The organism is Butyricicoccus sp. (assembly GCF_977037065.1).
On sequence record NZ_CDRQNY010000004.1, the window covers coordinates 37,698 to 61,800 of the forward strand.

General features: G+C 56.1%; 16 protein-coding genes and 1 other annotated feature. Of the genes, 4 read left to right on the plus strand and 12 right to left on the minus strand.

Annotated elements, in window-relative coordinates:
• Positions 1-157: 157 nt before the first annotated feature.
• Positions 158-1,570 (plus strand): sodium-dependent transporter, encoded by a 1,413-nt coding sequence (locus ACWVX6_RS02465; RefSeq protein ID WP_455152261.1) that lies wholly within the window; start codon positions 158-160, stop codon positions 1,568-1,570.
• 567 nt (positions 1,571-2,137) lie between these two features.
• Here the strand turns inward: ACWVX6_RS02465 and ACWVX6_RS02470 are convergent.
• From ACWVX6_RS02470 to speD, 11 genes are all read right to left on the minus strand, one after another.
• Positions 2,138-3,088 carry a TIGR03943 family putative permease subunit gene (locus ACWVX6_RS02470; protein ID WP_455152262.1) on the minus strand — a complete coding sequence of 317 codons (951 nt, stop codon included), beginning with the start codon at positions 3,086-3,088 and terminating at the stop codon, positions 2,138-2,140.
• Positions 3,089-3,100: 12 nt separating this feature from the next.
• Positions 3,101-4,234 carry a CobW family GTP-binding protein gene (locus ACWVX6_RS02475; protein ID WP_455152263.1) on the minus strand — a complete coding sequence of 378 codons (1,134 nt, stop codon included), beginning with the start codon at positions 4,232-4,234 and terminating at the stop codon, positions 3,101-3,103.
• A gap of 571 nt (positions 4,235-4,805) precedes the next feature.
• The gene (locus tag ACWVX6_RS02480) at positions 4,806-5,258 is read right to left on the minus strand and encodes a YjbQ family protein (RefSeq protein ID WP_117488921.1); all 453 of its coding nucleotides are present in this window, start codon (positions 5,256-5,258) and stop codon (positions 4,806-4,808) included.
• A gap of 13 nt (positions 5,259-5,271) precedes the next feature.
• Positions 5,272-6,129, minus strand: coding sequence for a glucose-1-phosphate thymidylyltransferase RfbA (gene rfbA, locus ACWVX6_RS02485; protein ID WP_455152264.1), 858 nt, complete (start codon positions 6,127-6,129; stop codon positions 5,272-5,274).
• A 113-nt stretch (positions 6,130-6,242) separates the two neighbouring features.
• Positions 6,243-7,667 carry a MerR family transcriptional regulator gene (locus tag ACWVX6_RS02490; RefSeq protein WP_455152265.1) on the minus strand — a complete coding sequence of 475 codons (1,425 nt, stop codon included), beginning with the start codon at positions 7,665-7,667 and terminating at the stop codon, positions 6,243-6,245.
• Positions 7,668-7,793: 126 nt separating this feature from the next.
• The gene (locus tag ACWVX6_RS02495; RefSeq protein WP_455152266.1) at positions 7,794-10,415 is read right to left on the minus strand and encodes a valine--tRNA ligase; all 2,622 of its coding nucleotides are present in this window, start codon (positions 10,413-10,415) and stop codon (positions 7,794-7,796) included.
• A gap of 80 nt (positions 10,416-10,495) precedes the next feature.
• Positions 10,496-10,707, minus strand: a binding site (T-box leader).
• A 1,063-nt stretch (positions 10,708-11,770) separates the two neighbouring features.
• On the minus strand, positions 11,771-12,901 hold the full coding sequence (gene nspC / locus ACWVX6_RS02500; protein ID WP_110435190.1) for a carboxynorspermidine decarboxylase: 1,131 nt from the start codon (positions 12,899-12,901) through the stop codon (positions 11,771-11,773).
• 1 nt (position 12,902) lies between these two features.
• Complete coding sequence (locus ACWVX6_RS02505; RefSeq protein WP_118361766.1) at positions 12,903-14,162, minus strand: saccharopine dehydrogenase family protein; 1,260 nt, start codon at positions 14,160-14,162, stop codon at positions 12,903-12,905.
• 936 nt (positions 14,163-15,098) lie between these two features.
• The gene (speE, locus tag ACWVX6_RS02510; protein ID WP_110435192.1) at positions 15,099-15,956 is read right to left on the minus strand and encodes a polyamine aminopropyltransferase; all 858 of its coding nucleotides are present in this window, start codon (positions 15,954-15,956) and stop codon (positions 15,099-15,101) included.
• A 16-nt stretch (positions 15,957-15,972) separates the two neighbouring features.
• Positions 15,973-17,430: an aminotransferase class I/II-fold pyridoxal phosphate-dependent enzyme gene (locus ACWVX6_RS02515; RefSeq protein WP_455152267.1), complete on the minus strand. Its 1,458-nt coding sequence runs from the start codon at positions 17,428-17,430 to the stop codon at positions 15,973-15,975.
• 227 nt (positions 17,431-17,657) lie between these two features.
• Positions 17,658-18,422, minus strand: a complete 765-nt coding sequence (gene speD, locus ACWVX6_RS02520; RefSeq protein ID WP_110435194.1) for an adenosylmethionine decarboxylase — start codon at positions 18,420-18,422, stop codon at positions 17,658-17,660.
• A 777-nt stretch (positions 18,423-19,199) separates the two neighbouring features.
• Between speD and ACWVX6_RS02525 the strand changes: the two genes are divergently transcribed.
• Both ACWVX6_RS02525 and aroF read left to right on the plus strand, forming a co-directional pair.
• Complete coding sequence (locus ACWVX6_RS02525) at positions 19,200-19,883, plus strand: peptidoglycan recognition protein family protein (protein WP_455152268.1); 684 nt, start codon at positions 19,200-19,202, stop codon at positions 19,881-19,883.
• 191 nt (positions 19,884-20,074) lie between these two features.
• Positions 20,075-21,091, plus strand: coding sequence for a 3-deoxy-7-phosphoheptulonate synthase (aroF, locus tag ACWVX6_RS02530; RefSeq protein ID WP_455152269.1), 1,017 nt, complete (start codon positions 20,075-20,077; stop codon positions 21,089-21,091).
• A 237-nt stretch (positions 21,092-21,328) separates the two neighbouring features.
• On the opposite strand, the gene ACWVX6_RS02535 is transcribed toward aroF, so the two are convergent.
• Positions 21,329-22,156, minus strand: coding sequence for a polysaccharide deacetylase family protein (locus ACWVX6_RS02535; RefSeq protein ID WP_455152270.1), 828 nt, complete (start codon positions 22,154-22,156; stop codon positions 21,329-21,331).
• Positions 22,157-22,301: 145 nt separating this feature from the next.
• Between ACWVX6_RS02535 and ACWVX6_RS02540 the strand changes: the two genes are divergently transcribed.
• Entirely contained in the window at positions 22,302-24,050 is a 1,749-nt protein-coding gene (locus ACWVX6_RS02540) for a copper amine oxidase N-terminal domain-containing protein (protein WP_455152271.1), read from the plus strand.
• The last annotated feature ends 53 nt before the right edge of the window (positions 24,051-24,103 follow it).

Here is a 24,103-nt window from a genome sequence, read left to right on the forward strand (position 1 = left end):
TTTATAACTTGATAATCAGGGCGTAACCTGTGCCGCGTGGAAAGTGCACAGGAAAGCAAAGGACAAGGGCGTTCTTTTTCCCAGAAAACTAAACAGTTTCTGCGGCAAAGAGGACGCCCTTTTTCTATCCATTTACACATTAAAGGGGTGTAAGATAATGAGTAAAGAGCCTAAAAACTTAGAACAGAGAGATGGTTTCCAGAGTAAATGGGGTTTTATTCTGGCATGTATCGGCTCTGCGGTTGGTATGGGCAACATCTGGCGTTTCCCGATCATGGTGCAGAAGTACGGCGGCATGACCTTCCTGCTTCCCTATTTTATCTTTGTAATTTTGATCGGCAGTACCGGCGTTATCGAGGAGTTCGCTCTCGGCCGTCGTGCAGCCGCAGGTCCGGTTGGTGCGTTCGGTATGTGTACCAAGGAGCGCACCGGCAGTGAGAAATCCGGTAAGGCCATCGGCGCAATCCCGATCATCGGTGCATTGATGCTGGCAATCGGCTACACGGTCGTTCTCGGCTGGATCTTCAAGTACACCTTCATGTCCCTCTCCGGCAGCCTGTTCAATCTCGGCACGGACATGGGCGCAATCGGCGGCACCTTCGGCATGACCGCACCGGAGGCAGAAACGCTTCCTGAAGCCCTCAAGGCAATGGCGTCGGCCGGCTTCTTCGGCATCGGCAACGGCGTATGGCAGATCGTTGCACTGGTCGTTTCCCTCGCCATCATGGTAATGGGCGTTGCAGGCGGCATTGAGAAGGCAAACAAGATCATGATGCCTGTTCTGTTCGGTCTGTTCCTCGTACTGGCAGTCTACATCGGCACTCTGCCCGGCGCATCCGAAGGCTATAAGTACATTCTGACCCTGAATCCGGCCGGTCTGGCTAAGCCCGACCTGTGGGTATTTGCATTCGGTCAGGCGTTCTTCTCCCTGTCTGTTGCAGGCAACGGTTCTGTAATCTACGGTTCCTACCTGTCCAAGAGCGAGGATATCCCGTCCTCCGCACGCAACGTAGCAGTATTTGATACCCTTGCAGCTCTGCTGGCAGCAATCGTTATCATTCCGGCAATGGCAGTTGTTCTCGGCGCCGGCATCAACGACGTAAAGGGCGGCCCCGGCCTGATGTTCGTTTACCTCGTAAACGTATTCAACGCAATGCCTGCCGGCCGTATCATCGGCGCGATCTTCTACGTCTGCGTACTGTTCGCAGGTGTATCCTCCATCGTAAACCTGTACGAAGCACCGATCGCCTTCCTGCAGGAGCAGTTCAAGTTTAAGCGTGCAGCAGCCGTTGGCACCATCGGTGTGATCGGTCTGGTCGTTTCCATCGCAATTCAGCCGTGGACCTCTCAGTGGATGGACGTTGTTTCCATTTACATCTGCCCGCTCGGCGCTGCTCTGGCTGGCGTTATGTTCTTCTGGGTACTCGGCAAGGAAAAGGCACTTGCTGCTGTTAACGAAGGCGCTAAGAAGCCCATCGGCAGCTGGTTCTTCCCGCTTGGCAAGTGGGTATACGTTATCTGTGCAATTGCTGCACTGATCCTCGGCATTATGTACGGTGGCATTGGCTAATCCCTCAAGCCGTCACCAGTCTTTCAAAAGACGTTCATGGAGTTTATGAATCGTCTGTATCCCCCTTTTGTCCCTGTCCCCCGTCACTGCTGTGTGGCGGGGGACATGCTTTTCTAATTAGAAATTAGCAATCAGCAGGCAGTAATCGCTGCATGCAAAGCAAAACCCCGGCTTTGCCGTACTTGACAAAACCGGGGCTGCTCGGGTATAATATACCCAAGGGATGCTGTTCAGGCAGTCAGACCTTAATTGATTAGCGATTTTTAGTCACTGACCGTTCGAGGCCTAATCGAGCGGTCAGTGCGCTTTTATACAGAAAATGTACAGCAGGATTACTGCACATACGAAAAGCCGAAGCAATTTCTTCTGCATTTGCGACACCTCCTTTCCTCCCCAAACCGAGGAAAGAAAGAAGGTCTGACCGCTATCGGAACAACATCTGCTTATAGTATAGCATATACGACAGAATATTGTCAATAAACCGTCCTTTCGGGCGGTTTTTGTTGTTATAGCAGAAAAGAGACGAACCAAGCAGGCTCGTCTCTTTTTACGTTGTATGGAGAAGATTCAGTTAAAGTAAACGATATCTTCCTTCGCCTTTTCGGCGGGTTCTACCGTGATGGCATGCAGCACCGGACCGGGACCGCGGTACTGCGGCAGCTCCTCGACGGTGATGGACGCCGTTACCTTGACCCAGTCGCGGTTATGCAGCTGATCGCGGTCGGGATAGCGGCAGAGGAAGCCGAGGAAGGTGACGTCATCCGCGCAGCAGACCATGCCGAAGCGGCCGGGCACGAAGCTGTCGGCGGGCACATCCTTGCCGACGTATGCCTGGGCAAGAAAGCGGACGGTCTTGCCGTCATACTTCATCGGGTCGCCGGTGGCGTCGATGTACCAGAGGCCGTAGTCCTCCGGCTGGATGTCGATGATATCCGCATCCACGTCAAACGGCAGCGGCATATTGCGGGCGTAGTCCTCGGAATTGCCGTTCACGTCATCCAGATAGATCGCCGCACGCGGGTTCATCGCCTTGATGTTCTTCTTGTACAGCATATCCTTCAGCGCGTCCGTGCAGCGGTTGAACACAACCAGATCCGCAGTGGTGATATGCTCGAACATCATCGGGCCGATGTTGTTGGAATACAGCTCAAACGTGGTCGCATCGACCGTGGTGACGATCTGGTACAGCTCCCAGCGGGCAGGAAACGCCTGCATCAGCTTTTCCAGCTTCCACATGCCGTTGTACTCAACAAGAATGCGGTCCGGCTGGTATTTCTGCTCCACGCGCTTGAGGATATTCGGCGTCAGACGGTCCTCGGACTCGATCGGCACAAGCGCGGTGCCGTAGTGCAGCAGCCACTTCTCGTCGTACTCCTCGATGCCTTCTTCGCACAGCAGCAGCACCGTGCGCTCGTTCTCGGTAAAGTTCGGGTCCGCGAGAATGTCCTGAATGAACTTGGTCTTGCCGCTCTCCAGAAAGCCGGTAAAGACGTATACCGGAATAGGTTCGTTAGCCATAATCTGGTTACCTCACTTTTCGTTTACGCCGAACAGCGCAGCGATGCGCTCCTCATCCAGTTCGGAGCCGATGACGCACAGACGGCCGGTGTAATCGGCAGTGCCGCGGCGAATTTCGGGTGCGCCCGGAACGTAGTCAAAGTGCAGCCACTCGCCGCCGTCTGCGCACGGAACGATGCCCTTTGCACGCAGTACGGTGCCGAGCGTAACATCACCGAGCGCGGTAAGTGCCGCGTTAAGCTCGGCCTCGGTGTACTTGCGGGTCGTTTCCTTACCCCAGGAGGTGAATACCTCGTCAGCATCGTGGTCATGGTCGTGACCGCAGCAGCAGTGACCGTCGTGGTCGTGATGATGATGGTGCTCGTGGTCATGCTCATGCTCATGGTCGTGGTCGTGGCAGCCGCAGGTGCAGTGCTCGTCATGCTCGTGATGATGCTCGTGCTCATGCTCGTGGTCATGCTCGTGCTCGTGGTCATGCTCGTGCTCATGGTGGTGATGATGATGCTCGTGGTGCGGCTCGTGCGCGATTTCCTCGAGAACCTCCGCAACGAGGTCGCGGCTGCCTTCCATGGTGGAGAGCAGCTGCTCGCCGGTCAAATCCTTCCACGGGGTGGTAACGATGCGGGCGTGCTCATTCAAGCCGCGCAGCATGGCAACGGTCTCGTCGAGGCGCTTCTCCGGGCACTCAGCCGTGCGGGACAGCAGGATGGCACCGGCATGCGCCACCTGATTCTCGAAAAACTCACCAAAGTTCTTGAGGTACATCTTGGCCTTGAGCGCGTCAACAACGGTTACAAAGCTGTTCAGCTGAACCTCGAGGTGCGCGTTCTGTACCGCAGCGATAACATCCGACAGCTTGCCGACGCCGGACGGCTCGATCAGGATGCGGTCCGGATGGTACCGGTCCACAACATCGTGCAGCGCCTTGCCGAAGTCGCCAACCAGCGAGCAGCAGATGCAGCCTGCGTTCATCTCGTTTACAACAATGCCGGCATCCTTGAGGAAGCCGCCGTCAATGCCGATCTCACCGAACTCGTTCTCGATCAGAACAACCTGCTCACCCTTGAGCGCATCGGCCAGCAGACGCTTGATGAGGGTCGTCTTGCCGGCACCCAGAAAACCGGAAATAATATCAATTTTAGTCATGCTTTGTCGCTCCATTTCTATGCACGGCACAGGGATTCCCGAACCGTACTTAAATTTTCCGAACGCTTATATTATACCACATTTATCGAAAAAAGAAAAGCTATTTGGTTAGCGGGCGCTAATCTTTCTGACTGCGCGGCGCGTGAGAGAGCCGCGACGCAACAAAACCCCGGCCCTGTCGCTTGACAAGACCGAGGTTCTGCGGGTATAATATACCCAAGGGATGTTGCTAAGCAACCAGACCTTTCCGTATCATAGTTAAACTAAGATGACCGTTCGGGCCCTACTCCGAGCGGTCATCTTGCTTTTATACAGAAAATGTACAGCAAAATCACTGCACATACCAACAGCTGTACTGCCTTTTTCTGCATCCGCGCCACCTCCTTTCCTCCTCGAACTGAGGAAAGAAAGAAGATCTGACCGCTAATGGAACAACATCCGCTTATAGTATAGCATATCCTGCGGAAATCTGTCAATCAACCGCCTTTACAGGCGTTTTTTTATTTTTTGCACAAAAAAAATGGAGAACGGAACGCATTTTCCATTCTCCACTTTCCATTCTCAATTTGAATTATTCTCCCATCACCTGAAAGACAATATCCCGCACGCGGTTGCGGGTATCGCACTCCACAAGGGTCAGATTCTGCCACGGGCCGATGGTGATCTCGCCATTCACGAACGGGATAACGATAAACGGGCTGAGCAGCGCCGCCTTGATGTGCGACGAGCCGTTATCATCGTGCCAGGTATCGTGGTGGTGGTAATGAATGACCGCACCGGTCTCATCGCGGTAGGGCGAAAAGACGTCCATCGCCGCCTTGAGGTCATGGTAGACCATGCCCGGCTCAAACTCGAGCGTGGTCAGACCGGCAACGCCGCCGGTGGTAAAGCCGGTGATCGTGCCGGACTTCATGCCGGTCTTGCGGCAGGCGTTCTGCACCGCTGCGCGGAAGTCATCGGTAACGTCAATCATGCCCATGTGGGCCTTGGTTTTGTAGGTTTTGGTTTCGGTATAAACAGGCATTTGCGATTCTCCTTTAGAGGCACTCTAAGTAGCGGCCGTACAGCGTTTTGCTGAGGTCGGCGGCGTGACGGAGCAGCGTCTGACGGCTGATATAACCGCGCGCGTACGCAATCTCCTCCAGACATGCGATGTAGCGGCCGCTCTCATCCTGCACGCGGCGGACAACCTGTGCGGATTCGAGCAGATTCTCGGCGGTACCGGCATCCAGCCAGACGAAATCCCGGTCGAGCTTTTCAACGTGCAGCTGACCGCGTTTCATGTACTCGATATTGACATCCGTAATCTCCAGCTCGCCTCTTGCCGAGGGCTTGAGTCCGCGGGCAATCTCCATAACCGAGTTATCGTAAAAATACAGACCCGGAATGATATAGTTAGACTTCGGATAGCGCGGCTTCTCCTCGATGGAAATCGCACGGCCCTGACCATCAAACTCCACAACGCCGAACGCACGCGGGTCATCGACATAGTAGCCGAACACGCAGGCGCCGGATTTCATCTGCACGGCACGGTCCAGATAGCTCTGGAAATTGGGGGAATAGAAGATATTATCGCCCAGAACAAGGCAAACCGAGTCATCCCCGATGAACTGCGAGCCGATGAGCAGCGCGTCCGCGATGCCGCGTGCAACCTCCTGCACCTCGTAGGTGATGTTGACGCCGAAGCGGCCGCCGGAACCGAGCAGACGGTAGAACGGGCCTTCCTCTCCGGGCGGGATGATGATGAGAATATCGCGGATACCGGCCTGCAGGAGCGCAGCCAGCGGATAGTAGATCATCGGTTTATCGTATACCGGCAGCAGCGGTTTGCATACCGGACGTGTCATCGGGTACAGGCGCGAGCCCTTACCGGCGGCAAGAATGATTCCTTTCATTGGCTATTCCTCTATCTATATGGTTTTGTGAGATTAGTATAGCACATTTCGGGCAAATAAGAAAGCAATTTTCTAATAAAGCAGAGAGTGGAGAGCACTTCGCTCTCCACTCCTCACTCTTTCTCAATCGTCAGCACCGAATGATACGGCATCGGCTTTCCGTCCACGGCGTTATCGCGCGATGCGCCGCTGAATTCATACTCGTACCGGAAATCCAGCCCGTCGAGATGCGCCTCCTTGACGTTTTTCGTATCCGGTGCATCGTATTCCCAGCCGTCGTCAATGATGTCATCCCTCATGTGGGCGGCATACAGCCAGCTCCATTTGGCATACGCGGCCGCAAAGGCGTAATACACCGTCATGCGCTCCTGATAGCCGCACGAGCCGTTCTGCGAATCCGAAACCACCGTCACAGACTGCACATAGCCGTCCGCATCGGTTTCGACCGTCACATCGGATACAGAATCGCCCAGCGAGAAGAAATACCTGCCGCCCATTCCCACGTCGCTATTCCAGCTGCCGTCCGGCCGGACATACGGCGCCATGCCCTGATTATATTTCAGGCAGTCGTTGCAGTTCTCCACATACTCCGCAAGAGTCAGCTCGCCGCGATTGGGCGGCAGCTTGGCGTACAGGTCAATGCCGTAACCTGCGGCTGCTCGCAGCGCGATCACCAGCAGGTACAGCGCCACTCGATACCAGCGCACCTCCCGCTCGCGGACAACGATGCTGCACCCGTTCTCCAAATCCCACGGGAGCTCCTCTTCTTTGCACGCGCGGTAGCACTTGTAATTGTAGTACCAGTCGAAGAGCGGCAGCGCATAGCAGTTGCCGTAGCCGAACACGCCCCACAAACGGGCATATGCGGTGCGGATGGACAGCTTTTCTCCGTCCTCATCGCGGACGGACAGCCCGAATATCCACTTGCCGGGCGTTGTGCCCCAGTAATGCAGCAGCACCGGCTCGAACACGAACGTCAGCAGCCAGCTGACATACCCGCACGCGAGCGTCCACGCCAGACTCGCCCTGAAATTCTCCGGATTGATGCGGAACACCCACTGCGACAGCATCGACCACAGCAGACCATACAGTCCGGCATCCACATTGCGGGCAAGGTAGCGCCGCCACGGACAGCCGGTCGGCGGGATGCGGTCTTTCTCGCGCGGGTCGTCTGCGGGCAGCACGATGGACTGATACCGGTCTACATCCAGCCCGTTCCACTCCGCTCTGTCCTCGCAGATGGCGCGGCACATCGCATACGCCAGTTCGCTCTCGCGGATGTCCCCCTGCAATACGTCGAGCTGGCCTGCCGCCGCCTCGGGCAGCGCTTTCTCGCCGCTCTCGATGGCGCGGATGTCGGGCACGCTCAGGCGCAGCCGCCGCAGCAGCATGATCTTCCGCAGTGTCTGTACATCATCCTCGGTGTAGTCGCGGTAGCCGTTCTCTCCGCGTGTCGGCTTGAGCAAGCCTTCCTTCTCGTAAAACCGGATGTTCGCCCGGGATAAGCCCGTCCTGCGCTCTGCTTCCGCTATGTTCATACGATCACCTTCCCTTCTATTGATTACATTATAAGGGATAAAGCGGGTTTACAGTCAAGTGTTTTCGGGGAAAATGTTAAGAAAAAAGAGTGGATAAAACTCCACTCTTTCTTATTTTAATTCAGCTTAATTCAGCGCTGCAATGGACTCTTCCAGCTTTGCGAGGTGCTCGCGCAGCTTTTCGGCCTTTTCGCGCTCGGCTGCAACAACCTTCTCGGGTGCCTTATCGACAAACTTCGGGTTGTTCAGCTTCTTCATAACAAAGTCGATATCAGCCTCGACCTTGCTCTTTTCCTTGCCGAGACGGGCCCGCTCGGCCTCGAAGTCGATGAGGTCGCCCATCGGCATATAGATCTGTGCGTCGCCGGTGACGACAGAAGCCATCTTCGCAGCGTCCGCCGGAACCGCGTCGATCAGTTCAATCTCGGAAGCGTAAGCCAGCTTGGGGAAGAAGCCTGCGCCTGCGGAGAAGGTGTCCTTCTTCTCGGTCAGGATGAGCACCTTGGCCTTCTTGGAGGGCGGTACGTTCATCTCGGCACGGCGGTTGCGGATGGCGCGGACAGCGTCCATCAGGCTCTCCATCTGTGCCTCCTCCGCGGCAAAGTGCAGCTCGTCCTTGTATTCCGGCCATGCGGATACCATAACGGACGGGCCTTCATGCGGCAGCGCCTGCCAGATGGTCTCGGTGATGAACGGCATGAACGGGTGCAGCAGCTGCATCGCGCCGCTCAGCACATAGCAGAGCACCTTCTGTACGTTCTCGTCGCCGGTCTGCAGACGGGTCTTTGCAATCTCGATATACCAGTCGCAGAAGTTCTCCCAGATGAAGTCGTTCAGCTTGGCAGCTGCCAGACCCAGCTCGTACTGGTCGATGTTGCGGGTAACATCGGCAACCAGTGTGTTGAACTTGCTGATGATCCACTTGTCCTCGATGGCAAGGTCGCTCGGCAGCTCGACTGCCTTGTCCTTGTCGATGGTCAGGTTCATCTGGATAAAGCGGGATGCGTTCCAAATCTTGTTGCAGAAGTTGCGGGACGCCTGTACGCGCTCATCCGAGAAACGCATATCGTTTCCGGGGCTGTTGCCGGTTGCGAGGGTGAAGCGCAGCGCATCCGCGCCGTACTGGTCGATGACCTCGAGCGGGTCGATGCCGTTGCCGAGCGACTTGGACATCTTGCGGCCCTGTGCATCGCGCACCAGACCGTGGATATAAACCGTCTCGAACGGGGTCTCGCCCATGTGCTCCACACCGGAGAAAATCATGCGGGCAACCCAGAAGAAGATAATGTCGTAGCCGGTAACAAGCGTAGAGGTCGGGTAGAAATACTCCAGCTCCTTGGTCTTATCCGGCCAGCCGAGCGTGGAGAACGGCCACAGCGCAGAGGAGAACCAGGTATCCAGTACGTCCTCCTCCTGATGGATATGCGTGCCGCCGCACTTCGGGCAGGTGCATACATCGGTCTTGGAGACGGTCATCTCGCCGCAGTCCTCACAGTAGAACGCCGGAATGCGGTGACCCCACCACAGCTGACGGGAGATACACCAATCGTGTACGTTTTCCATCCAGCGCAGGTAGGTCTTGGAGAAGCGGTCGGGCACGAACTTGGTCTTGCCCTCGTTTACTACGTCCATCGCGGGCTTGGCGAGCGGCGCCATCTTGACGAACCACTGTGCCGAGGTCATCGGCTCAACGGTGGTGCCGCAGCGGTAGCAGGTGCCTACGTTGTGCTCGTGGTCCTCAATCTTGACCAGCCAGCCGCCTTCCTCAAGGTCCTTTACAACCGCCTTGCGGCACTCGTAGCGGTCCATGCCCTCGTACTTGCCGCCGTTTGCGTTGACGGTCGCGTCCTCGTTGAACACGAGAATCTGCTCGAGGTTGTGGCGCTGACCCATCTCGAAGTCGTTCGGGTCGTGGCACGGCGTAACCTTAACACAGCCGGTGCCGAACTCCATGTCAACGTACTCGTCACCGAAGATCGGAATTTCGCGGTTCATGATCGGGAGGATGCAGGTCTTGCCGATCAGGTGCTTGTAGCGCTCGTCGTTCGGGTTGACGGCAACGCCGGTATCGCCCATGAAGGTCTCCGGACGGGTGGTCGCAACGACCAGATCGCCCGAGCCGTCCGCGAGCGGATAGCGGATGTGCCACAGCTTGCCCGGCTGGGTTTCGTACTCAACCTCAGCGTCGGACAGAGCGGTCGCGCAGTGCGGGCACCAGTTGATGATGCGGTGGCCCTTGTAGATCAGGCCCTTGTTGTACAGGTTTACAAAAACCTCGCGGACAGCCTTGGAGCAGCCCTCGTCCATAGTGAAGCGCTCGCGGTCCCAGTCGCAGGAGGTGCCGAGCTTCTTGAGCTGGCTGATGATGCGGTTGCCGAACTTGTCCTTCCACGCCCATACGCGCTTGAGGAACTCCTCACGGCCGAGGTCGTAACGGGTCAGACCCTCCTCCTTGCGGAGGTTCTCCTCTACCTTGATCTGGGTTGCAATGCCGGCGTGGTCGGTGCCCGGCATCCACAGCGCCTCGTAGCCCTGCATACGCTTGGTGCGGATGAGGATATCCTGCAGAGTCTCGTCGAATGCGTGGCCCATGTGCAGCTGGCCGGTAACATTCGGAGGCGGGATAACGATGGTGTACGGTTTCTTGTCCGGATTGACCTCGGCGTGGAAGAAGCCGGAATCGACCCAGAACTTGTACAGCTTGTCCTCGACCGATTTCGGGTCGTAGGTCTTAGGCAGTTCGCTCATTGATCTATCTCCTTCAATTTGATTTACGATATACATGCGGGATACTTCTGTGCAAACAAAAAAGAGCATACTCATCCCGACAACAGGACGAAGTATGCTCCGTGGTACCACCTGAATTCGCGTAAAGACGCGCACTCGTTGCCCCGTAACGCGGGTTAGACGGAACAGCTTAACGAAAATTCGGCTGTTCTGCTCCAAAGCGACCTTCTTCTTCCCCGCCGAGGTGCTTGCACCGACCGCACCCTCTCTAAACGCGCAAAGGAAAAATACTCCTCTTTTTCACTGCATTTGTGCTATTAACTTTAATAGTATAGCTGTTAAATTCGGGTTTGTCAAGGGATATCCCTTGTTTTCCGGCACTGACCCTCTGGGGCACTTGAACCGCGCAGGCGGTTCACCCTATCCGGGCGGCAGCTTTTTTCAGCACCGGCTGAGCGGGGCACTCGAACTGCGTGAGCGTGTTCGCCCCTGACGGGCGGCTTCTTTTCTGCTCCGGCTGAGCGGGGTACTTGAACCGCGCAGGCGGTTCACCCTATCCGGGCGGCAGTTTTTTCGCTGAACCTCAGCGAGGGGGATTCGCCGTCTGCGGACGGCGGGGACGTTGCGGCGCCCGCCGCGGGGGCAAAAAGGAAGGGACACCTGCGGTTTCCCTTCCTCTTTGAACTCCTACCTTTCCCTTGCTTCCTAATCTGGCGCAGATTTCCTATATGTGACCGCTTCGAAAAGGGGAACGACAGAGGATTTTTTCTTCCGTGTCTTTCTCAACATATTCGCAGTGTCAGATACATTACTGCTACACATGTGATTTCATCTAAGCAGGCGCGACATAACAGTGTCGCGCAAGTCGTCAGCACGTTATAATGGACAGGGCCTACGAAGATAAATTGTACCAAACGCTTAATTCGCAGGTGCCGTGCGGTATAACGTGTTAAAGAGTTGCGCGGCACGGTTATGCCGCGCCTGCGTAGAGTAAACCGTATGTGTAGCAGTACGTTGTCTGTGAACTGCGAATATTTTGCGAAACAAACGCAACGGTAACCCGACTGCCGTTCCCCTATTTCGCAGCGGTCACATGTCGGCAATCTGCGCCAGACTATCCAAGGGAAAGGGGTGATTCACAAGAGGGTGGAAACCGCAGGTGTCTACCCTCTTGTGCCCCCGCCGGGTAGGCGCACTCCCCGCTGAGGTTCAGCGAAAACCTCCCGCCCGTTAGGGGCGAACACGCTCACGCAGTTCGTGTGCCCCAGTCAGCCGGTGCAGAGAAAGGAGCCGCCCCGTCGGGGCGAACACGCCTGCGGCAGTTCGAGTGCCCCGCTCAGCCGGTGCAGAGAAACAGGCTCCCGCCCGGCAGAAACTTACGACAGTCTCCGCTTAAACTCCTCATACCCAAACATGCGCACGACCTCATCCGTGCCGTCGGCGCGCCGGATGGCGATCAGCGGCAGCGGCATGCCGTTAAACGTATTGGTCTTGACCATGGTGTAGAGCGCCATGTCCTCGAACACGACCTGCTCACCGGCGCCGAGCGCCACATCGAACGAATACTCACCGATGACGTCGCCTGCGAGGCAGGAGCGGCCGGTCAGCAGATAGGTGAACGCCTTTTTGCCCGGCTCGCCGCCGCGGTACACCGGCGGACGGTACGGCACCTCGAGCACGTCCGGCATATGGCACGCCGCCGAGGTATCCAGAATCGCAATGTCCTTATGGTTGTGCATCACCTCGAGCACGGTGGAGACCAGATAGCCCGCATTCAGCACAACGGCCTCGCCCGGCTCCAGATAAACCTGCACCTTGTACTTTTTCTGCAGATAATCAATGCAGTGCACCAGCGTTTCCACATCGTAATCCGCACGGGTGATATGGTGGCCGCCGCCGAGGTTGATCCATTTCAGGCCGTCCATATACTGACCGAAATTCTGCTCAAATGCAGCGACAGTCCGCACCAGATCGTCCGAATTCTGCTCGCAGAGCGTGTGGAAGTGGAAGCCCTCAATGCCGTCGAGCAGCTCCGGCTGAAAATTCTCTATCGTAATGCCGAGGCGCGAATCCGGACCGCACGGGTCGTACATTGCGTGGTCGCTCGGCTGCGTGGAGCACTCCGGATTGAGCCGCAGGCCGCAGCTCTTCCCTGCTGCACGGGCAAGGCTGCCGTAGGCCTTCCACTGCGTGAACGAGTTGAACACAATATGGTCGGCGTACTCCAGAATCTCGCGGAACTCGCCCTCCGCGTAGGCCGGCGCGTAAACATGGGTCTCGCCGCCGAATTCCTCATGACCGAGCCGTGCCTCGTACAGACCGGAGGCCGTTGTGCCCGCCAGATACTCCCGAATCAGCGGGTACACGGAAAACATCGAGAACGCCTTCTGCGCCAGCAGGATCTTCGCGCCGGTGCGTCTGGCAACGTCCCGCAGGACGGCCAGATTCTGCACCAGACGGTTTTCATCGAGCAGGTAGCAGGGCGTAGGAAGCTCAGTAAATTTCATATCAGTCCACCAGTACCGGCTTGTCGTTGATCTGCCACGGCAGACCCCACTTGTTCAGCGCCTCCATGTACGGATCGGGATCAAACTCCTCGACCGTGTACACGCCCGGCTTGTTCCACTTGCCGGTCAGCAGCATCGCCGCGCCGATCATCGCCGGAACGCCGGTGGTGTAGCTGATGGCCTGCGAGCCGACCTCGCGGTAGCACTCCTCGTGGTCGCAGACGTTGTAAATGTAGGCGGTCTTTTCCTTGCCGTCCTTCTTGCCGGTGAAGATGCAGCCGATGTTGGTCTTGCCCTTGGTGCGCGGACCGAGCGTTGCCGGATCGGGCAGCAGCGCCTTGAGGAACTGGATCGGCACGATCTGGTGGCCCTCAAACTCGATCGGGGTGGTGGACAGCATGCCGACGTTCTCCAGGCAGTTCATGTGAGTCAGGTAGGACTGACCGAAGGTCATGAAGAAGCGGATGCGCTGCACGCCCGGAATATTCTTGGCGAGGGACTCGATCTCCTCGTGGTGGAGCAGGTACATGTCCTTGTGGCCGACCTGATCGAAGTCGTACTCGCGCTTGATGCTCATCGCCGGAATTTCAACCCAGTGACCGTTCTCCCAGTACGAACCCGGTGCGGATACCTCACGCAGATTGATCTCCGGGTTGAAGTTGGTCGCAAACGGATAGCCGTGGTCGCCGCCGTTGCAGTCCAGAATGTCGATGGTGTCGATTTCATCGAACAGGTGCTTCTGTGCGTAAGCGCAGTACGCCTGCGTTACGCCCGGGTCAAAGCCGGAGCCGAGCAGAGCGGTCAGACCGGCCTCCTCAAACTTTTTCTTGTACGCCCACTGCCAGGAGTAGTCAAAGTACGCGGTAAAGCCCTCGTCCTTGCAGCGCTTCTCGTAAATGGCGCGCCACTCCGGATCGTCAGTGTCCTCCGGCTCGTAGTTTGCCGTATCCATGTAGTTTACGCCGCACTTAAGGCACGCATCCATGATGGTCAGGTCCTGATACGGCAGCGCAATGTTCATCACGATGTCCGGCTTGTACTCGTCGATGAGCGCGCACAGCTCGTCCACGTTGTCCGCGTCCACCTTGGCGGTGCGGATCTTGGTTGCGGTCGTGCCGTCCAGCTTCTCCTTAATCGCGTCGCACTTGCTCTTGGTGCGGGACGCGATCATAATTTCCTCAAAAACGTCGCTGTTCTGGCAGCACTTGTGGATAACTACGCCGGCAACACCGCCGCAGCCGATGATCAATGCTCTTCCCATTGTTAATTCCTCCTCATTTTTAACTGTATATATAATTTAGATTTATTGAATGGTCTTTATTTGTTAAACTGCCGCTTGAGAAGCGAACGGAACTGCGCCGCACCCGCGGCGGGGGCAAAAAGGGTAGACACCTACGGTTTCTACCCTCTTTGAACACCCGTTTCCCTTGTTGGGATAGCTTGGGTGCAGACGGTAGACTGCGTAAGCAGGAAAAGGGGAACGGCAGTCGGGTTACTCTTGCGTGATTTTCGCAAAATATTCGCAGTTCACAGACAGCGTACTGCTACACATGCGGGTTACTCTACGCAGAGCGCGGCATAGCAGTGCCGCGCAAATCCTTGGCACGTTGTAACGCACGGCACCTGCGAGGATAAATTGCACCGAACGCCTAATCCGTAGGTGCTGTCCACAAACTCCAGACTTACGAGTTGCGCGGCACTGCTATGCCGCGCCTGCTTAGATGAAATCACATGTGTAGCAGTAATGTATCTGACACTGCGAACAGGCTGCTCAAGAGGACGGACTCCGAAGGTAGTTCGTCCGCAGCAGAGAAAAAATCCTCTGCCGTTCCCCTATTTCGCAGCGGTCACATGTAGGCAATCTGCGCCAGACTATCCAAGGGAAAGGGGTGAAAATCAGAGGGTGGAAACCGTAGGTGTCTACCCTCTTGTGCGCCCGCGCGGCGTCAGCGCACTCCCCGCTGAGGTTCAGCGAAAAACTCTCCGCCCGGATAGGGCGAACCCGCCTGCGGTAGTTCGTGTGCCCCAGTCAGCCGGTGCTGAAAAAAGGCTGCCGCCCGGAAGGGGCGAACACGCTCACGCAGTTCGCGCGCCCCAGTCAGCCGGTGCAGAGAAAAAGGCTGCCGCCCGGAAGGGGCGAACCCGCTTGCAAAACGGATACCCAAACCCAAACCGGAGCGGTTTTCTCACGATTCCGTTATTCTTCCACCTTTTCCAGCAGCTTCTGCACATAATTCGGCAGATAGAACGCACCTTTGTGCAGATTGGTATTGTAATATCTGGTTTCCAGTCCCAGACTGTTCCACCAGTCCGGATTCAGATCGCGCACCGGATGCACGCCGCGCGACGAAAAGCCGAACAGCCAGTGTCCGGACGGGTAGGTCGGGATATGTGCCTGAAACAGACGGCTCAGCTCAAACGAGTGCACGATATTGCGGTGCGCTCTCTGGCACGCCAGCGCATCGCCCTTGTAGAACGGGCTTTCGTGCTGGTTGACGAGCACGCCGTGCTCCTTGAGCGCCTTGTAGCAGTTGCCGTAAAATTCCATCGTGAACAGGCCCTCGCCCGGGCCGAACGGGTCGGTCGAGTCGATGATGATAAGGTCGTACTCGTCCTCAATCCGGCGGATATACTTTAATCCGTCCTGATAGAGAATGTGCACACGCGGGTCGTCGAGCGAACATGCCACACCGGGCAGGTACTCTTTGCAGACCGCGACAACGCGCTCGTCAATCTCCACCAGGTCGATGTGCTCGATGTGCTGATAGCGGCACAGCTCGCGGACACAGCCGCCGTCACCGCCGCCGATGACGAGCACCTTTTTAATCTTCTCACCGAGCACGGCCATCGGCACATGCACCATCATTTCATGATAGATGAACTCGTCCCGCTCGGTCAGCATCATGTAGCCGTCCAGCGTGAGAAACCGACCGAATTCCTCGCATTCAAACACGTCGATGCGCTGAAAATCGCTCTGTTCGGTGTAAAGCTGACGGTCTACCTGTATCTGCAGCCCAACCGTCGGCGTGTGCATTTCAGTAAAGGTAAGTTGCATGAGTGAAACGCTCCTTTTATTCCGGGCTGACAACGCCGCGGATGACCTGCAGGTTGTTCACCTCGGGGTCCTCGGTGCCGAGCAGCATGCAGTTCTTTTCCTTGGCGTAGCGAATATAATCAAGAATATCGCGGGTGATACGCTCACCGGGCGCGAGGATCGGGATGCCGGGCGGATAGCACATGACAAACTCCGCGCAGATGCGTCCGACCGACTCCTCGAGCGGCATGGCCTTCTTGTCCGCGTAGAACGCCTCCTGCGGGCCGGCGACCACCTGCGGCGAGATGTACTCCTGCCGCATGAGCGTTGCCTTGTCGCGCTTGTAGCGGCGGCGAATGTCCGCGAGAGCGGCCACCAGACGTTCGAGGTCGCGCTCTCTGTCACCCACCGAAACATACGCCAGCAGGTTGCCGAGATCGCCGAACTCGGTCTGAATATCATAAAAGTCGCGCAGAATGTCGTACACCTCGATGCCCGCCAGACCAACATCCAGCGTGTTTACCGCCAGCTTGGTCGTGTCGAAGTCGTATACCGTGTCGCCGTTGATCAGCTCGCTGCCGTAGGCGTAGTAGTCACCGAGGGCGTTGATCTCCTCGCGGGCGTAGGTCGTCAGGTCAACGACTTTTCGGAAAATCTCCTTGCCGTGCAGTGCAAGGTTCTTGCGCGAAATATCCAGGCTGACCATCAGCAGGTACGAACCCGAGGTCGTCTGCGTCAGGTTGATGATCTGGCGAACGTGCTCCGCGTTCATCGACGGGCCGCACAGCAGCAAGCTGGACTGCGTGAGCGAGCCGCCCGACTTGTGCATGGAAACGGATGCTAAATCCGCGCCTGCCGCCATCGCGGAGACCGGCATATTCTCACCGAAGTAGAAATGCGTGCCGTGCGCCTCATCGGCCAGCACCTTCATGCCTGCCGCGTGCGCGAGCCTTACGATTTCCCGAATGTTCGAGCAGATGCCGTAGTAGGTCGGGTTGTTGACGAGCACCGCCTTTGCGGACGGGTGCTTCTCAATAGCGGCCTTCACGTCTGCAACCGACATACCGAGCGAAATGCCCAGCCGGTCATTCATCTGCGGGTTGACGTAAACCGGAATCGCACCGGTCAGTACGAGTGCGTTGATGACGCTGCGGTGTACGTTGCGCGGCAGAATGATCTCGTCGCCGCGTTTGACCACGGAGAGAATCATCGCCTGTACGCTGCTCGTCGTGCCGCCCACCATCAGGAAGGCGTGCGCCGCACCGAACGCATCGGCGGCCAGCTCCTCGGCCTCGCGGATAACGCTGGTCGGGTGGCACAGATTGTCGAGCGGCTTCATCGAGTTGACGTCCACCGTCATGCACTGCTGACCGAGGAATTTCGTTAATTCCGGTGAGCCGCGTCCGCGCTTGTGGCCGGGTACATCGAACGGCACAATACGCATGTCTTTGAAGTTTTCGAGCGCCTCCATGATTGGCGCACGGGATTGATCCATAAAAATGCCTTCTTTCGGCAGAGAATGATATACTGCGCTTTCGCGCGAAGCGCGCATGAAATACAAATCTGCGCAGCAGATTGATAAAAACCGGGAGCATGTATCACGGTTTTTATACAAGGAATAAAATTTGTGTGCCGCGCAGCGACGCGCAAAGTTTATTGTGAGACAAATCCGAACATCGTTCGGTTTGTCTTTTTCGATTGAAAATGTATTTTCAATCGAAATCAGTAGATGTTCTTGCCCGAAAATATCTCAATCATCTCTCGTCTGAGGTCGGAGTGAATCTTGAGTCTTGTTTTCGGCGGCAGCTCATAGATGTCGGTATTGAACAGGTAGTTCTGCAGATCGACCTCCTTGAGCAGCATTCTCGTGTGGAACAGATTGGACTGGTACACGTTAATGTCGTAGGCGTCGTACCGCTCGAGCGTTTTCGGGTCGATAAAGTCCTGAATGGACGTCATATGGTGATCCATGAACAGCTTTTTGCCCTCGATATCGCGGGTAAAGCCGCGCACGCGGTAGTCCATGGTGATGATATCCGAATCGAACGAGCCGATCAGGTAATCGAGCGTAGACAGCGGCGTGATCTCGCCGCAGGTGGCAACATCAATATCCACGCGGAAGGTGGCAAGGCAGGTATCCGGATGGTATTCCGGATAGGTATGCACGGTAACATGGCTCTTGTCGAGGTGCGCGACAATGGTATCCGGCTCGAGCGCGGGCTTCATGTGCTCCTCCGCGATGAGAAAGGTTACCGAGGCGCCCTGCGGGTCGTAATCCTGCTTGGAAATGTGCAGCACATGCGCACCGATCATCTCGGTCACCCGCTCGAGAATGCCGGTCAGTCGTTCGGAGTTGTACTGCTGGTCGATATATTTGATGTAGTCACGCTGTTCGCGCTCGGTCTTTGCATAGCAGACATCATAAATGTTGAAGGACAGCGCCTTGGTCAGGTTGTTGAACCCGTAAAGTTTAAGCTTGTTCTGCATTTCATATCCTCACAATACCAAAAAATCCCCAGGCGAAAGGGGTACACACGGTACGCTTTCACTTGAGGATGATCGTTCCCTTTGCAGGTCATTCCTGCATATTCCGTAGGTTTTAGGCAAGAGGAAAGAGTCTATATAGCAAGAATCGTTACTTTTACTACTCTTATTGATCGTTTCACAAGTGTGATGCGCCCGCGGCACACGGCTTTTAGTCAGCCAACTTATAAAATTCAATAAGGCAACAAAGTTGCCAGTTTCGGCATTTGACCCGGCTGTCCGTATGGCCTTGGCACCGTTTTCGCGCAGAAACCGGGCGGTCAAAGAAATTCTGCTGAAAGGCTTCGCCTCTCCGAATAACTTTTATTATAAGGGAATCCGAGTGCAAATGCAAGATTTTATTGCAGAATTTAATGACTGTCGCGAAACTACAGTTTCGCCGACAAGAGGAACAGACCGTGGGCCGTTCCAAAGTCGTCCAAAAGTTCCTCCCGATGGTCGAAACTTTTTCCCTCTATAAGTATAAAAACCGAACGCTATCCTTGCGCGGCTTCTCGGCCGCGCTGCGTGGCACATGTCCCCGGTTTTCATGAATTTGCACAGCAAATTCTATTTAATGCGCACTTATCGTGCAATATAATATGCCAATTTTGATACCATTTCTGCAAATTTCTATTCGTTGCTCAAAAAAAGTTTACAGTCTTTGTTTTGAAAAATCGCGTAAAACGTAGTACAATGGAAAAAGCAAGACGATATCATTCTGAAAAGACAAGGTGAATCATGGCACGCAAAAAGAAAAGCAAGGGACTTCGGGTCAGCCTGATGCTGACGGTCGGACTGATGATCGTGTCGTTTGCGGCAGGCATGCTGACACAGAAGATCGTGTTCCGCGAGCCGCAGACCGACGCCGGTCTGACCTACATTGAGGATATTCCGGTGATGACCGACTTTCTTCCCGAGGGCACACGCGCCCGTCCGGGACAGAAGCGCGAGATCAGGTATCTCGTCATCCACGAGACCGACAACACCGGCACCGGCGCAAATGCGGCCGCGCACAACTCGTTCATCCACCAGAACGCCAACGCCGGGGAGGGCATTGTTTCGTGGCACTACACGGTGGACGATCACGAGATCTACCACCATCTGCCGGATGATGAGACTGCCTACCACGCAGGCGACGGCATGGAGAAGAACGGCGGCAACATGAACGGCATCGGCATTGAAATGTGCGTCAACTCGGACGGCAACTACGAACAGACGCTCATCAACACCGAAAAGCTGTGTGCGCGGCTGCTGATCGAGTACGACCTGAACCCGTCCAAGGCACTGAAAAAGCATCAGGACTTTTCGGGCAAAATCTGCCCGTCCACCCTCATCAACAGCGGCCGCTGGGATGAATTCTGCAGCGCAGTAACCGCCAAATACAAGGAGCTGAAGGCCGATGCGGCGGCAAACGCATCATAAGCATCCGGTTAGCAGCATGCAACCATGTGCAAAAACCGTGGAAAATCAAAGGGCGATTTGTCGTAAATCGCTCTTTCTTTTTGCCCTCTGATATGGTATACTTCAAATCGTACGCTGTAAAAAAACTGAAAAAATGAAGCGTATATCCAATCCTACTTAAAATTTATCACATTGTGAAGGAGTGAACTGAAATGATCGTTGTACTCAAACAAAACAGCGACAAGGAACATGTCGAAAAACTGATGCAGCATTTCACGGATATGGGGCTGCGGATCAACTATTCCCAGGGTGCGGATACACTTATCCTCGGCCTGATGGGCGACACGACCCGGCTCGATGAAGGGGACATTATGGCGTATGACGTGGTCGAGCGTGTACAGCGCGTGACCGAGCCGTTCAAGGCCGTCAACCGCAAATTCCACCCCGAGGACACGATCATCGAGGTTGCGGGCCGCAAGATCGGCGCCGGCTACTTCAATGTTATGGCAGGTCCGTGCTCGGTCGAGAACGAAGCACAGATCGTCGAGTGCGCCGAGCGTGTCAAGGCGGCCGGTGCATCCTTCCTGCGCGGCGGCGCATTCAAGCCGCGTACCTCCCCGTACTCGTTCCAGGGTCTGGAGGCCGAGGGCCTCAAGCTGCTGCTCGAGGCAAAGCGTCAGACCGGTCTGCCGATCGTCACCGAGATCATGAGCGAAAAGCATCTCGACCTGTTCGCAGATGTGGATATCATCCAGCTTGGTGCCCGCAATATGCAGAACTTCATGCTGCTGAAGGAGCTGGGCCGCTCGAACAAGCCGATCCTCCTCAAGCGCGGTCTGTCCGCCACCATGGAGGAGTTCCTCATGGCTGCCGAGTACATTTTCGCAGGCGGCAATACCAACGTTATCCTGTGTGAGCGCGGCATCCGCACCTTTGAGAAGCTGATCCGCAATAATCTGGATATCTCCGCTGTTCCGCTGGTGAAGATGTTCAGCCACCTGCCCATCATCATCGACCCGTCCCACGCAGCAGGCCGCCGTGATATGGTGCAGCCGCTGTCCCGCGCAGCCATCGCTGCCGGTGCTGACGGCCTGATCATCGAGGCGCATAACGATCCCGCACACGCCCTCTGCGACGGTGCACAGTCGCTCGACCTCAACCAGTTCGATACCGTCATGAAGGACATCAAGCGCCGCGCCGAGTTTGAAGGCCGCGTGATGATGCCGTAAAAGCAAACAATGCACAAAACCCTCTCTGAAAATCCGGAGAGGGTTTTATTTTACCATATCGTTTTCCCGTACCTCGGCGCACCGTTTGTAAACCATCTGCAGCTGCGTAACCGTAGGGGCGAACAGTGTTCGCCCGAGAACCGTGTGATTTGGTGTTGCGTGGGAGCACACTGTGCTCCCCTACGGGATAACGCGTACCAATCGTTACATACGGTGCGCCGAGCCGCCCCCTGCGGTTTAGCCGGATGTAAGGTCTGTCAGCGAGCCAAAGGTATACCCCGCATTCTCCCACTTCGTCAGCAGTTCATCGAGAATCCTCGCATTGGTCTCACTGGTGGAATGCAGCAGCACGATGGCTCCGTTATGTATCCGCGGCAGCAGCTTGGAGAATGCCTGCTCATCGGTCGGCTGGTTATCCGTATACCAGTCCACATACGCGAGCGACCAGAAAACCGTGGTATACCCCAGCTCCTGCGCCTGCCGGAGATTCTCCTCGCTGAACTTGCCCTGCGGCGGACGATAAAATTTCTGCATCGGCTGACCGGTCAGCGCGGTGTATTTCTCCTCGAGACCGTTCAACTCAGCCGCAAACGCGCTCTTATCCGCAATGCCGGACATATCCGGATGGTGCAGCGTGTGGTTACCCACGATATGCCCCTCCGCTGCCATGCGCTTTACGAGTTCCGGTGCGGTATCAATAAAGTTGCCCACCACGAAAAAGCAGGCAGGCGCGTCATGCTTTTTGAGCGCATCCAGAATGGCAGGCGTGCAGCCGTTCTCGTAGCCCGCGTCAAACGTCAGGTAGATGATCTTTCGGCTCGTGTCACCGACGTAAAACGCGTTGTACTGCCGCAGTTCCTCGGCGGAGACATTGCCGACCGGCGGCTGCCCCTCGGTTTGGAACGACAATCCCCAGTCGCTGACAGACGCGGGAACCGCCTGTTCGGTGGCTGCCGGCTGAGCATTTTCGCGCGGAAACAGAATGAAAACCGCAGTCAGAACCGCAAAAACGCTAAGTCCCACACCGATTCGGCGCAGACCCGTGCGTGTGATCGTGATAAACATAGCAGTGCCCTCCCTTGCTCTACCCTATGCGGCTGCATGGGCAATATGCCGATTTTTCTCTGCCAATTTGCGTCAGGTTACAGGTAGACAACCCCTACCGATTTCCTGTACAATGGTAGTAACACCAACATGAGGGGGTTACGACATGAAAAAGATGAAACAATTTGCCTCTGCGGCACTGGCGGCACTGCTGCTGGCAGGCTCTGCGCCGAGTGCACTCGCGCTGGATTCCACACCGCCGATGTACAAGCAGTTCGGGTGTGACAGCGCTGAGGAGTACATGGATGAGGGACCGGGCTACGGCATTTTCGATTATGATACGCTCAGCGACCATTATCGGCAGCATCTGGACGCCATCCATAAAGATCCCCAGATCGCAGTCGATTACTGGGGGTATGACGATCTGGAGGGGCTGTCCTTCGGCTGGGACGGTGATTTAGAGGAATGCTATCGTGATACAGCGCGTGCCATGACAGAGGGCGAGGAATACAAACTCCGCTGTCAGCTTTCCGTGCAGCTCAACGGCGCGTATGTCCACTTTGCGGACGCACAGCCGGAAAAGGTAAACGGGCGCGTGATGGTTCCCTTCCGCGCCATTGCCGAGGTGCTCGGCGCCGAGGTCACATATGACGCCGGAAAAATCACCGCGAAAAAGGACGGCGACACGCTGTCGTTCGCGCTCGGCGGCAAGCAGCTTACCGTCACGGACAGCGCGGGCAAAACCGTCAAAACCGTGCAGCTTGATACCGCGCCGTACAAAAAAGGCGGACGCACCTATGTTCCGGTGCGCTTTTTCGCCGAAGCGTTCGGACTGACCGTGCAGTGGGATCAGGATATGCAGACCGCCGTGCTGTATGACCGCGCGGCGCTTGTAAACGACATTGACAGCAAGTTTACCGTGCTCAACAAGTGGATCAAGGCACAGCCATCCACCGAAAACGCCAAGACGCTGCGCACGGTGGCGACGATCGGCGCGGCGTACACCGCCTTCGACACCATCGACGGCAACAAGGATTACAAGGTCGATGTCAAAGCCGAAATTCTGGCGAACGGACAAGCCACCCAGGCGACCGTGACCGTCGATCTGCGCGTGCTGGCGTCTTATTTCCTCGGCGATCCGCAGACGGATGACGTACTCACCGCCGCACAGGCAGCGCTCCTGCGCAGTGCGCTGAGCAATGTCAAGCTCGAGCTCCTATGCAGCGCAGACAGCGGCGACCTGTATTTGAAGTGCCCTGCCGTGGCGAAGATTCTGGCGATGGACAAAACGGACGACGCCGATCTCAAGGCGCTGTCGAACGGCGCGTGGCTGCACATCAACTGGGCGGACAGCACATTCGGCGCTCTGTTCAGCGAAAATCTGAAGATTCTGAAGAACAATACCTTTACCTCGGTGGGCGAAAGCATCGTCACATCAAACGAATCTGCGGTGACCGCATATGAGCTCGGCTGGGAGGATTTTTATCGCAACATAAAGAATGACGTAAACCGCCTGAACGACCTGCTGGGCGATGAGAAATTCACCGCAAGCGGCTCGCGCTGCACGGCAAAGCTCGACAAACAGAATGACGACTACGGTCAAACCATGACCGGCAGCTACACGCTGAATACCGCGGACGGCTCGTTCTCGGGCACGCTCGAAAGCCGCTCCGATAGCTGGAACACCACCAAAACCGTGCTGACGTTTTCCGGCAGTGTGCAGAACTGTAAATTGAGCGTGACCTACCACACCAAGAACACCGGCATTCTGTCGCTCGATATCACGCTGACCACGACCGAATCCAGTGTCGAGCCGAAGAACGCGCCGCCTGCAGGCGACAAAATCGTCGAATGGACGCAGCATGAGTATTCCAATGACTGGGATTCTGTCAATCCGGACGGTTCTCTCGGATAACGCAGTATTAAACCATAAAGAAAGAGCAGATACGAGAGTATCTGCTCTTTTTT